Source organism: Frigoribacterium sp. Leaf415, assembly GCF_001424645.1.
Lineage (GTDB): Bacteria > Actinomycetota > Actinomycetes > Actinomycetales > Microbacteriaceae > Frigoribacterium.
Map to the genome: position 1 here is coordinate 856,347 of NZ_LMQR01000001.1, position 11,558 is coordinate 867,904.

Consider the following 11,558-nt stretch of genomic DNA (forward strand, 5'->3'; position numbering starts at 1 on the left):
CACTAATGAGCGGCTCGAAATGAGACCCGTCCAGAACTGAAGGCTCTTCCCGTCTCGGGAAGGGCCCGAGACAGGAGAACTGTGGCTAAACCACGCGTACACGAGATCGCCAGCGAGCTGGGGATCGACAGCAAGACCGCACTAGAGAAGCTCAAAGAGATGGGCGAGTTCGTCAAGGGACCGTCGTCCAGCGTCGAGCCTCCCGTCGCCCGCAAGCTGCGCCAGGCATTCGCCGGCGCGGCGAAGCCCGCGACCCCCGCTGCCAAGGCCCCCTCGGCCGGTGCCGCCGCGCAGCCCGCGAGTTCGGCACCCAAGCCCGGCGGCCCCCGTCCGGCAGCTCCCAAGCCCCCCGTCGCCGAGCCGACGCCCGCCCCCGTGGCGGCGGCCGAGCCCGACGTCGACGCGGCACCCGCACCCGTCGCCCCGCTGACGGTCGCCGAGCGACAGGCCCAGGCCGAGGCGCAGCGCGCCGCAGCCGCGGCAGCCGCCAAGGACGACGCGGCGGCTCCGGCCGACGACGCAGCCAAGCCCGGTGCCGCCGGTCCCAAGCCCGGCGGCCCCCGCCCCGGTGCCCCGCGTCCCGGCAACAACCCCTTCGCCAGCAACCAGGGCATGGGTCGCCCCAGCGCGCCCCGTCCCGGCGGCTCCGGTGCGGCCAGCAGCATGCCGCGTCCCGGTGGCGCCGCAGGCCCCCGCCCGATGGCCCCGCGTCCCGGTGCTCCCCGTCCGGGCGCCCCGCGTCCCGGTGTCGGTGCCGGCCCCCGTCCCAACGGCTTCGGCCAGCGTCCCGCCGGTGGCGGCGCAGGTCGTCCCGGCGGTGCCGGTGGTGGCTTCCAGCGTCCCGGTGCCGGTGCTCCCGGCGCGGCCGGCGGCTTCCGCCCTGGTTTCAGCGGTCCCCGTCCCTCCGGTGGCGGCGGTCGCGGCCGTGGCCCCGGTGGCGGCACGGCCGGTGCGTTCGGTCGCGGTGGCGGCAAGAGCAAGGCACGCAAGTCGAAGCGGACGAAGAGGGCCGAGTTCGAGATGCGTTCGGCTCCGTCGCTGGGTGGCGTCAGCGTCCCCCGTGGCGACGGCAGCACCATCGTCCGCCTCCGTCGCGGTGCCTCGATCAGCGACTTCGCCGACAAGATCGACGCGAGCCCCGGCAACCTGGTGACCGTCCTCTTCCACCTCGGTGAGATGGCGACGGCGACCGAGTCCCTCGACGAGGCGACCTTCCAGGTCCTCGGCGAAGAGCTCGGCTACAACATTCAGGTCGTCTCGCCCGAGGACGAAGACAAAGAGCTGCTCGAGGGCTTCGACATCGACCTCGAGCAAGAGCTCGAGGACGAGGACGAGTCCGTCCTGCAGATCCGTCCTCCCGTCGTCACCGTCATGGGTCACGTCGACCACGGCAAGACGCGCCTCCTCGACGCGATCCGCAACGCCAACGTGGTCGCCGGCGAGGCCGGTGGCATCACGCAGCACATCGGCGCCTACCAGGTGTGGGCCCCGCACGAGGGCGTCGAGCGCGCCATCACCTTCATCGACACCCCCGGTCACGAGGCGTTCACCGCCATGCGTGCCCGTGGTGCCCAGGTGACCGACATCGCGATCCTCGTGGTCGCGGCCGACGACGGCATCATGCCGCAGACGGTCGAGGCGTTGAACCATGCCCAGGCGGCCGGCGTGCCGATCGTGGTCGCGGTCAACAAGATCGACAAAGAGGGCGCGAACCCGGCGAAGGTGCGTCAGCAGCTCACCGAATACGGCCTCGTCGCCGAGGAGTACGGCGGAGACGTCATGTTCGTCGACGTGTCGGCCCGTGACAACAAGAACATCGACGCCCTCCTCGAGGCCGTCCTGCTCACGGCCGACGCCGGTCTCGACCTGCGTGCCAACCCCGACAAGGACGCCCGTGGTGTCGCCATCGAGGCCCGCCTCGACAAGGGCCGCGGTGCCGTCGCGACGGTGCTGATCCAGTCGGGAACGCTGCGCGTCGGTGACGCCATCGTCGCCGGCACGGCCTACGGCCGCGTCCGCGCCATGGTCGACGAGAACGGCGACTCGGTCGACGAGGCCTACCCGAGCCGGCCCGTGCTGGTCCAGGGTCTGTCGAGCGTTCCCCGAGCCGGCGACACCTTCCTCGTCACCGAGGAGGACCGCACGGCTCGTCAGATCGCCGAGAAGCGTGAAGCCGTCGAGCGCAACGCCTCGCTGGCCAAGGCCCGCAAGCGCATCTCGCTCGAGGACTTCACCCGTGCTCTCGAAGAGGGCAAGGTCGAGGCGCTCAACATCATCATCAAGGGTGACGTGTCCGGTGCCGTCGAGGCGCTCGAAGAGTCGCTGCTCAAGATCGAGGTGGACGACAGCGTGCAGCTGCGCATCATCCACCGCGGTGTGGGTGCGGTCACCGAGAGCGACGTCAACCTGGCGACGGTCGACAACGCGGTCATCATCGGGTTCAACGTGCGTCCCGACACGAAGGCTCGTGAGCGTGCTGCTCGCGAGGGTGTCGACGTGCGGTTCTACTCGGTCATCTACGCGGCGCTCGAGGACATCGAGAACTCGCTCAAGGGCATGCTCAAGCCCGAGTTCGAGGAGAAGCAGTCCGGTGTCGCCGAGATCCGCGAGATCTTCCGTTCGTCGAAGGTCGGCAACATCGCCGGTGTCATCGTGCGATCGGGAACGATCACCCGCAACGCTCGTGCCCGTGTCATCCGCGAGGGCGTCGTCGTCGGCGACAACCTGGCGATCGACTCGCTGCGTCGCTTCAAGGACGACGTCACCGAGGTGCGGACGGACTTCGAGGCCGGCATCGGCCTCGGCAAGTTCAACGACATCCAGATCGGCGACGAGATCGAGACCATCGAGATGGTCGAGAAGCCCCGGGTCTGACCCGGCGTCATCGCAGTACACGAGGCCCCGCTCCGACTACGGTCGGGGCGGGGCCTCACCCCTCTCGCCACGGCGGCGAGCAGCACGAACAGGAGTGAACAATGGTTGACGCGCAACGCGCCCGCAAGATGGCCGACCGCATCCACGAGATCATCGCGCGGCGTCTCGAACGCGGCATCAAGGACCCCCGCCTCGGGTTCGTCACGATCACCGACGTCAAGGTGACCGGCGACCTGCAGCACGCCTCGGTCTTCTACACGGTCTACGGCACCGACGACGAGCGACGTGACACGGGTGCGGCCCTCAAGTCGGCGACCGGCATGCTGCGCAGCGAGGTGGGCAAGAACATCACCGCGCGGCTCACGCCGAGCCTCGAGTTCATCCTCGACGCCCTGCCCGAGAACGCGGCCTCGATCGACCGCCTGCTGCAAGAGGCCCGTCAGCGCGACCACGAGAGCCAGACCATGGCCTCGTCGGCCGAGTACGCCGGCGACGCCGACCCGTACGTCAAGCCGCGCGACCTCGACGCGGACGACGACCTCGACGACGCCGAGGACGACCTGGACGACGACCTGGCCCTGGACGACGAGCTCGAGGCCCCGGCCGCGGGCGGCTCGACCGAGCCCGACGGCTCCACCCGCTGACCGCAGCATCCGTCAGGATGCCCGTCCGCCTCAGTCGGGCAGACGATAGCCCTCGTCGGGCGACCCCGCGGCCAGACCGTCACGGAGCAACCCGGCGAGGGCTCTCGTGCGTTGCGCGTCGTCCGGCCAGACCGTCTCGATCTCGGCCGGGGTGACGGGGACGTCGCTGGCCCGCAACTCGGCCATGATCAGTCCGCGCACCTGGCGGTCCGACCCCTCGAAGCGGGCCTGGGTCCGGAGGCGCGGCCCGGTGTGCGCAGGACGGCCTGCCAGCACCCACGCACACTGCTCGACCAGCGGGCAGACGTCGCACTTCGGCGACCGTGCCGTGCAGACCAGCGCACCCAGCTCCATGACGCCCGCGTTCGCGACCCGCGCCTCCTCGAGGTCGACGGGCAGCTGCGACTCCATCAGGGGCAGGTCGCGCGAGGCCTTGGGCGCCCATGGCTCGGCGAGCCCCTCGACGGCGCGGGCCAGGACGCGGCGGACGTTCGTGTCGACGACCGGGTGACGGTGACCGTAGGCGAAGACCGCGACGGCACGCGAGGTGTAGTCGCCGATGCCGGGCAGCGCCAGGAGCGACGGGACGTCCTCGGGCACGACCCCGTCGTGTCTCTCGGTGATGACCACGGCGGCGGCGTGGAGGGCGAGGGCCCGACGCGGGTAGCCGAGGCGTTCCCAGGCCCGCACGGCCTCCGAGGCCGGCGAGGCCGCCAGGTCGGCCGGCGTGGGCCAGCGTTCGAGCCACTGCTCGAGGCGCGGGACGACGCGGGCCACGGGGGTCTGCTGCAGCATGATCTCGCTGACCAGCGTGCCCCAGGCCGTGAAGCCGGGTCGCCGCCACGGGAGGTCGCGACCGTTCTCGCGGAACCAGGCGTTCACGGCGGGGGAGATGCTCACCGTAGGAGCCTACGGCGCGTCGACGACGTCCCCGGCGTCGTGTCGGTCGTCGGGCGTACGGTGGCGACATGACCACCCGATGGGCCCCTGCCAAGAAAGACACGCTGCGCGAACTCGCCACCGAGATCGTCCACAACTACGGGCGCGGCCGCGTGCTCGTCGCGATCGACAGCGACGGAGGCGCGGGTGCGGCCGATCTCGCCGACGACCTCCTCGAGGCCTTCCGCGAGCAGGGGCACGCGGCGTTCCGCGCCTCGCTCGACGGCTTCGAGAAGCGTCCCGGCGGGGCTCCGCGCGACTCCTCTCCCGTCCTGGACCAGAGCCTGTTCCGCCGCGTGCTCGTCGAGCCGTTCCTGCTCGGCGGCAGCACGGGATGGGTCGATCGGGCCTGGGACGCCGACGCCGACCGTGCCGTCGAGTCCGCCTGGGTCACCGGTCCGGCCGACGCGGTCCTGCTCGTCGACGGCACCGACCTCGCCCGCCCCGGCCTCGCGGGGCTGTGGCACTACCGCGTCTGGGTCACGGCCGACGATTCGCGACTCGACGCCCGAGCCAGGGCCTCGGCTGTCGTCGACAACTCCGACCGCGAGCACCCCCGTCGACGCTTCGACGACGCGTGCTGAGCGCGTCCCCGGCCTCGTCGCGGTCCGGCTGCGCTAACGTCGTCGGGTGAACAGCGGCCTCCTCCTCGTCGACAAGCCGCAGGGCATCACCAGCCACGACGTCGTCTCGCGCGTGCGCAAGGCCGCGGGCACGCGGAAGGTCGGCCACGCCGGCACGCTCGACCCGCTGGCCACGGGACTGCTGGTGCTCGGCCTGAACTCGTCGACGCGCCTCCTGACCTTCCTGGTCGGCCTCGACAAGGGCTATGACGCGACCATCCGTCTCGGCGTGTCCACGACGAGCGACGACAGCGACGGCGAGGTCGTCTCGACGACCTCGGCGGTCGACGTCACCGACGACGCGATCGACGCCGGCATCGCCCGGCTGACCGGTCCGATCAGCCAGGTGCCCACCACGGTGAGCGCGATCAAGGTCGACGGCCGTCGCGCCTACGATCTCGCCCGCGCCGGGGTCGAGGTCGAGCTGAAGGCCCGCGACGTGACGATCGCCGAGTTCACGGTGCTCGACCGACGCGACGCGCTCGTCGACGGGGTGCCCGTGCGTGACCTCGACGTGCGGGTCTCGTGCTCCTCCGGCACCTACGTCCGGGCTCTCGCCCGCGACCTCGGGGCCGACCTCGGCGTCGGGGGACACCTGACCGCGCTGCGTCGGACGCGGGTCGGGCCGTTCGACGTGAGCCGCGCCTCCGTCCTCGAGGGCATCGACGTCGCCCCGGCGCTGCTGCCTCCCGTCGACGTCGCCCGGACGCTCTTCCCGGAGTGGTCCATGACCGCGGCCGAGGCCGTCGACCTCGGGCACGGCAAGCGCGTGGCCGTCGAACTCGACGACACCCTCGGGCCGGTCGCCGCCGTCACGCCCACGGGCAGGCTCGCGGGCCTGGTCTCGGTGCGGGCCGGCGCCGCGAAGCCCATCGTGAACTTCCCGACCGACGAGGTGCAGGAATGATCGAATGGTTCACCTGGGTCCAGGTCGTGGTGGCGGTGGTGGCGGGCATCGTCTGCGTGGTCGCCTGTTTCGCGAAGCGTCAGCCCGACGACATCACCGTCGGCACGGGGGCCGTCGTGTTGCTGCTCTTGCTCGTGCAGCTCGTCGTCGCGATCGTGGCCCCGTTCGTCGGCAACGCGCCGACGGGCAACCTCGTCGAGTTCTACATCTACCTCGTCTCGGCCATCCTGCTGCCGCCGCTCGCGACCGTCTGGGCGCTCGTCGACCGGACCCGGTGGAGCAACCTCGTGCTGGCCACCTCGTCGTTCGCGATCGCCGTGATGGTCTATCGCATGTTCCAGATCTGGACCGTCCAGGGCCTCTGACACACCCGGTCGGCGGCGGGCCCGTCGGAGTCCTATCCTTGACGGGATGGTCACTCAGAAGTCAACGCGCGCGGTCGGCCTCGGCCGGGTCCTCATCGCCGTGTACGCCCTCCTCGCCCTCGCCGCCACCGGTCGGTCGGTCTTCCAGATCACGACCCAGTTCTCCGAGGCGCCGCTGGCCTACACCCTGAGCGCGTTGTCGGCCGTCGTCTACATCGTCGCCACCGTGGCCCTCGTCGCGCCGGGCCAGGGCTGGTACGCCGTGGCCTGGGCGACCATCAGCTTCGAGCTCGTCGGCGTCCTGATCATCGGTCTCGTGACCGTGCTCGACCCCGAACTCTTCCCGCACGACACCGTGTGGTCGTTCTTCGGGCGCGGGTACGGCTTCGTGCCGCTCGTCCTGCCCGTGCTCGGCATCCTGTGGCTTCGGCGGCAGGGGCGCGCGACCCGGGCCGCGGGTGGCACCGGTGCCGAGGGTGCGGGGGCCGGCGGGTCTCCTCGCGACCCGGGCACGACGAGGTAGCGCGCGTGCAGTTCTACGACCTGGTCGGCGACGTGCCGCCCGACTTCGGGCCGAGCGCCGTCACCATCGGCAAATTCGACGGAGTCCACGTCGGGCACCGCGCCGTGATCGACATGCTCGAGGGGGTGGCGCGCGACGAGGGTCTCGTGTCCACCGTGGTCACCTTCGACCGGCACCCGTTGGCGGTGCTGCGACCCGACGACGTGCCCACGGCCCTCGTGAGCAACCGGCAGAAGCGCGAGCTGCTCGACGAGGCCGGTGTCGCCGCCACCCTCATGCTCACCTTCGACGCCGAGCTGCGGGCGCTGACGCCCGACGAGTTCGTCGACCGCATCCTGGTCGGGGCCCTGCACGCCCGGGTCGTGTTCGTCGGCGACGACTTCCGTTTCGGCGTACGGGGCAGTGGCACCGTCGACACCCTGCGCGAACTCGGTGCCTCCCGCGGGTTCCGGGTCGTCTCGATCGACGACGTGCGACCGAGCGGTGGCCGTCGGGCGTCCTCGACCTGGATCCGTGAACTGATGGACGCCGGCGACGTCCGCGAGGCCGGCGTCCTGCTCGGGCGCGAGCCGTCGGTGCGCGGCATCGTCGTGCACGGAGAACAGCGCGGCCGTGAGCTGGGCTTCCCGACGGCCAACCTGGCCCGCGACAGCGAGGGCTTCGTCCCCGCCGACGGCGTCTACGCCGCCCGCGTGATGGTCGGTGACACGCTCTACCCGGCGGCGGTGTCGGTCGGCAACAACCCGACCTTCGAGGGGGTGCCGGCCAAGCAGGTCGAGGCGCACCTGCTCGACGTCTCACTCGACCTCTACGGGATCGAGGTCACCGTCCACTTCGTCGACTGGGTACGGGGCAACGTGCGCTTCGACGGGCTCGAGGCCCTGATCGCGCACATCCGTGCCGACGTCGTCCGCACACGCGAGATCCTGGGGCTGCCGACCGCCTGAGACCCCGTGGGCCCGACAGACGGGACCGCCTCGAGGAGGCGCGGGTCACGTCGTCGACGTCACCCGCGCCTCCTCGATTCGTCAGTACGACGTGGCGTCGTCGCCCGCGCCCGAGGCGCGGCCAGTCTCGAGGCGGTGGGCCAGGTCGGCGAGGATCGTGCCGCTGGCGCTCGTGCCGAAGCGCGTGACGCCGAGGTCGAGCATCTCGAGCACCGTGTCGAGGCCGCGCACGCCGCCCGAGGCCTTCACCTGGACGGAGTCGGAGACGGCTTCGCGCATCAGGCGCAGGTGGGGGAGCGTCGCGCCGCCGCCCGCGAAACCGGTGGACGTCTTGACGAAGGCGGCCCCGGCGCGCTCGGCGGCCTTCGAGCCCGCGACGATCTGGTCGTCGTCGAGGTAGGCCGTCTCGAGGATGACCTTGACGATCGTGTCGCCGGCCGCCTCGACGACGCCGCGCACGTCGGACTCGACCTCGTCGGTCATGCCGCTGCGCAGCCAGCCGATGTTGACGACCATGTCGAGTTCGGCGGCGCCGTCGGCGATCGCCTGACGCGACTCGGCGGCCTTCGCGGCCGTCGAGGTCGTGCCGTGCGGGAAGCCGATGACGGTGCCGACCAGCACGCCGGTGCCCTCGAGGCGCTCGACGGCGTGGGCGATGTCGGAGGGGCGCACGCAGACGCTGAAGACGTGGTTCGCGGCGGCGTCGTCGAGGGCGGCGTCGACCTCGGCGCGGGTGAGTTCGGGCTTGAGGATCGCGTGGTCGATCATGCCGGCGACGGCGGAGACGGTGGGGAGCTGCTGGGTAGTCATGATGGGGTCCAGCGTAGCTTGGGCCCATGTCTGCGAACACTCCCGACGGCGTGCCGTCGAGCACCCCCGTCACCAGCGACACCGACCACGCCGTGGCCTCCCGCCGGGTGTTGGTGACCGGGGCGACCGGGTACATCGGCGGGCGGTTGACGCCGCGGCTCGTGGCCGCCGGGGCGGACGTGCGGGTGCTCGTCCGCTCGCCCGAGAAGCTGCGCGACGTGCCCTGGTCGGGCGACGTCGAGGTCGTCCAGGGCGACCTGACCGACCCCGAGACGGTTCGTCCCGCCATGGAGGGCGTCGACGTCGTCTACTACCTCGCCCACGCGATGGGTGGCAGAGGCGACTTCGAGCGCGCCGAGGCCGATGCGGCGCACACCGTCGCCGACGCCGCGCGTGACGCGGGCGTCCGCCGCATCGTCTACCTCGGCGGACTGCACCCCGAGGGCGACCTGTCGAAGCACCTGCAGTCGCGCAAGGACGTCGGCGACGTGTTGTTGGCGAGCGGCGTCCCGACCGTCGCCCTGCAGGCCGGCGTCGTCATCGGCTCGGGCAGCGCCTCGTTCGAGATGGTTCGTCACCTCACGGACGTGCTGCCCTACATGCCGGCGCCGAAGTGGGTGCGCAACTTCATCCAGCCGATCGCCGTCCGCGACGTCCTCCACTACCTGCTCGGCGCGGCCGACGTGCCCGACGACGTCAACCGCACCTTCGACATCGGCGGCCCCGACGTGCTGCGCTACGGGCAGATGATGAACGGCTACGCGCTCGAGGCCGGCCTCAAGCAACGTCCGATCGCGTCCCTGCCCGTCTTCACGCCGTGGCTCGCCTCGCAGTGGGTCAACCTCGTCACGCCCGTGCCCCGCGCCCTCGCCGTCCCGATCATCGCGTCCCTGCAGTACGACTGCGTCGTGCGCGAGCACGACATCGACGCCGTGGTGCCCCCGCCCGCCGAGGGACTGTTGCCCTACCGCCGGGCCGTGCGCCTCGCCCTGCAGCGCGAGCAGGACGGCGACGTCGAGACCAGCTGGCAGGACTCGTCGGTCGCGGGGGCGCCGAGCGACCTGCTGCCGAGCGACCCCGACTGGTCCGGGCACACCGTCTACACGGACGACCGCCAGACCGACACGAGTGCGCCACCGGCCGAGCTCTGGAAGGTGCTCGAGAGCATCGGCGGCGAGAACGGGTGGTACTCGTTCCCGCTGGCCTGGTCGGCCCGCGGCTGGATGGACCGCATGGTCGGGGGAGTGGGACTCCGGCGCGGCCGCCGCAGCGCGACGAGCCTGCGCGCCGGCGACGCCCTCGACTGGTGGCGGGTCGAGAAGCTCGAACGCGGTCACCTGCTGCGGTTGCGGGCCGAGATGAAGGTCCCGGGAGGCGCGTGGCTGGAACTCACGGTCGAGCCGCGTCCCGAGGGCGGCTCGCACTACCGCCAACGCGCGGTCTTCTTCCCCCAGGGGCTCGGTGGACGGCTCTACTGGTTCGCGATCCTGCCGTTCCACGGCGTCATCTTCTCGGGCATGCTGCGGCGCATCACCGCGACGGCCGAGCGAGAGGCGGCCGAGCGGGAGGCGGCCGGTCGGGCAGCCGGCGACCGAGCGGCCGGTGCTGCGGGCGGGGCGACGACCGACGCGACGGCCGTCGCGTGACCGACCCGCGCCTCCTCGTCCTGATGTCGTCGACGACGCCGTTGTACCCGTCGGGTGACGACGCGATGTCGCCGGTGCCCCTGTGGCTGGGGGTGCTGTTCGGGGTGCTCGTCGTCGTGTCGTCGTTCGTCGTGCTGCTGCCGCGCGTCCGCCACGCGCTCGACCGCGTGTGGTCGAAGAGGCCGCGGCGCTTCCGTCAGTGAGGTGCGGGCGGCGGGCACGAGCGCGCCGGTTCGCGGCTCCCAGCGGGTGATGGCACGATGGGGGCACTTCAGCAGACCACCAGGAGGTCGTGATGACACAACGAGAGACCGTCGCCTTCGTCGGCGACAGCTTGACCGAGAACGGCGACTGGGCGGCCTGGCTGCCCGACGAGCAGGTCGTCAACCTGGGTGTCGGGGGCGACACGGTCGCCGGCCTGACCGAACGGCTCCACGACGTCGTGGCCGCGAACCCCGACTCGGTGGTGCTGATGATCGGCACCAACGACTTCACCGCGCGACGCTCGGTCGAACAGGTGGTGCGCGGCATCGAGAACCTCATGGTGGCCATGCGCCGCGAACTGCCGGGCACGCGTCTGCTGTTGCAGTCGATCGCGCCGCGGGGGGCGGAGTTCGCACCCCGCCTCAAGGACGCCAACCGGCACCTCCGCCAGTTCTCGTCGACCGTCCGGGCGCAGTGGCTCGACCTCTGGCCCGCACTCGCCGACGAGTCGGGTGACGCCCTGCGACCCGAGTTCGCCGCCGACCACGTCCACCTCACCGAGGCCGGCTACCAGGCCTGGTTGGGCGAGCTGCAGCCCGCCCTCGAGCGCCTTCGCGACGAACCGCCGATGAGCCGCCCGATCAGCGTGCTCGACGTCGCCTACGACATCGAGTAGGCGGTGCCCACCCCCACCGCCCCCGCGTTCACGCGTCCGGCCCTGGCACCCGGCTTGATCGCGGCCATCGCGCTGCTCGCCGGGACCGCATTGCTCGACTCCGACGTCTTCACCGTGTTCCGGTACGTCGTGTCGATCTTCGCCCTGATCGTCCTCGTGTTCGCCTACCGAGGTCGGCTCTGGTGGGCGCTGCCGTTGCTCGCCGCCGTCGCCGTCCTCTGGAACCCGGTGTTCGTCGTGCCCCTCCCGGCCGAGCTCTGGCAGGGCCTGCAGTTCGTGGCCGCCGCGCTCATGATCGCGGTCGGGGTGCTCGTGAAGGTGCCGACCGAGGCCGCGACGACCACGAAGTCCGCCTCGGTCCGGGGTCGCCGCTGACCGTCGAGGGCAGCGGATCCTCCGG

13 protein-coding genes are annotated in these 11,558 nt (G+C 71.6%); 11 read left to right on the forward strand and 2 right to left on the reverse strand.

The window, feature by feature from the left end; all coding sequences use genetic code 11:
- The first annotated feature begins 81 nt into the window (after nt 1-81).
- On the forward strand, nt 82-2,874 hold the full coding sequence (gene infB / locus ASG28_RS03955) for a translation initiation factor IF-2 (RefSeq protein ID WP_055972237.1): 2,793 nt from the start codon (nt 82-84) through the stop codon (nt 2,872-2,874).
- A 101-nt stretch (nt 2,875-2,975) separates the two neighbouring features.
- On the forward strand, nt 2,976-3,518 hold the full coding sequence (rbfA, locus tag ASG28_RS03960) for a 30S ribosome-binding factor RbfA (protein ID WP_055972239.1): 543 nt from the start codon (nt 2,976-2,978) through the stop codon (nt 3,516-3,518).
- A gap of 30 nt (nt 3,519-3,548) precedes the next feature.
- On the opposite strand, the gene ASG28_RS03965 is transcribed toward rbfA, so the two are convergent.
- On the reverse strand, nt 3,549-4,418 hold the full coding sequence (locus ASG28_RS03965; RefSeq protein WP_055972242.1) for an A/G-specific adenine glycosylase: 870 nt from the start codon (nt 4,416-4,418) through the stop codon (nt 3,549-3,551).
- Nucleotides 4,419-4,486: 68 nt separating this feature from the next.
- Between ASG28_RS03965 and ASG28_RS03970 the strand changes: the two genes are divergently transcribed.
- The 5 genes from ASG28_RS03970 to ASG28_RS03990 are packed head-to-tail and all read left to right on the forward strand — an operon-like array spanning nt 4,487 to nt 7,822.
- On the forward strand, nt 4,487-5,041 hold the full coding sequence (locus ASG28_RS03970; protein ID WP_055972245.1) for a hypothetical protein: 555 nt from the start codon (nt 4,487-4,489) through the stop codon (nt 5,039-5,041).
- Nucleotides 5,042-5,087: 46 nt separating this feature from the next.
- Complete coding sequence (gene truB, locus ASG28_RS03975; protein ID WP_055972248.1) at nt 5,088-5,987, forward strand: tRNA pseudouridine(55) synthase TruB; 900 nt, start codon at nt 5,088-5,090, stop codon at nt 5,985-5,987.
- Nucleotides 5,984-6,352 (forward strand): hypothetical protein, encoded by a 369-nt coding sequence (locus ASG28_RS03980; RefSeq protein ID WP_043596125.1) that lies wholly within the window; start codon nt 5,984-5,986, stop codon nt 6,350-6,352. The genes truB and ASG28_RS03980 overlap by 4 nt, the downstream gene beginning before the upstream one ends.
- A 46-nt stretch (nt 6,353-6,398) precedes the next feature.
- Nucleotides 6,399-6,875 carry a hypothetical protein gene (locus tag ASG28_RS03985; protein WP_235477533.1) on the forward strand — a complete coding sequence of 159 codons (477 nt, stop codon included), beginning with the start codon at nt 6,399-6,401 and terminating at the stop codon, nt 6,873-6,875.
- 5 nt (nt 6,876-6,880) lie between these two features.
- A complete protein-coding gene (locus ASG28_RS03990) occupies nt 6,881-7,822 on the forward strand; it encodes a bifunctional riboflavin kinase/FAD synthetase (protein WP_055972252.1) in 942 nt (313 codons plus the stop codon).
- 81 nt (nt 7,823-7,903) lie between these two features.
- Here ASG28_RS03990 and deoC read toward each other — a convergent pair whose 3' ends face one another.
- On the reverse strand, nt 7,904-8,632 hold the full coding sequence (gene deoC / locus ASG28_RS03995; RefSeq protein WP_055972262.1) for a deoxyribose-phosphate aldolase: 729 nt from the start codon (nt 8,630-8,632) through the stop codon (nt 7,904-7,906).
- A gap of 26 nt (nt 8,633-8,658) precedes the next feature.
- Here deoC and ASG28_RS04000 point away from each other — a divergent pair, with 26 nt between their 5' ends.
- The 4 genes from ASG28_RS04000 (at nt 8,659) to ASG28_RS04015 (ending at nt 11,533) form a co-directional block, all read left to right on the forward strand.
- Nucleotides 8,659-10,278, forward strand: coding sequence for an SDR family oxidoreductase (locus ASG28_RS04000; protein WP_082454344.1), 1,620 nt, complete (start codon nt 8,659-8,661; stop codon nt 10,276-10,278).
- On the forward strand, nt 10,275-10,481 hold the full coding sequence (locus tag ASG28_RS04005) for a hypothetical protein (protein ID WP_055972265.1): 207 nt from the start codon (nt 10,275-10,277) through the stop codon (nt 10,479-10,481). Before ASG28_RS04000 ends, ASG28_RS04005 begins: the two co-directional genes overlap by 4 nt.
- A 92-nt stretch (nt 10,482-10,573) precedes the next feature.
- Nucleotides 10,574-11,158 (forward strand): GDSL-type esterase/lipase family protein, encoded by a 585-nt coding sequence (locus tag ASG28_RS04010; RefSeq protein WP_055972268.1) that lies wholly within the window; start codon nt 10,574-10,576, stop codon nt 11,156-11,158.
- A gap of 3 nt (nt 11,159-11,161) precedes the next feature.
- On the forward strand, nt 11,162-11,533 hold the full coding sequence (locus ASG28_RS04015) for a DUF6804 family protein (protein ID WP_055972271.1): 372 nt from the start codon (nt 11,162-11,164) through the stop codon (nt 11,531-11,533).
- Nucleotides 11,534-11,558: the final 25 nt, after the last annotated feature.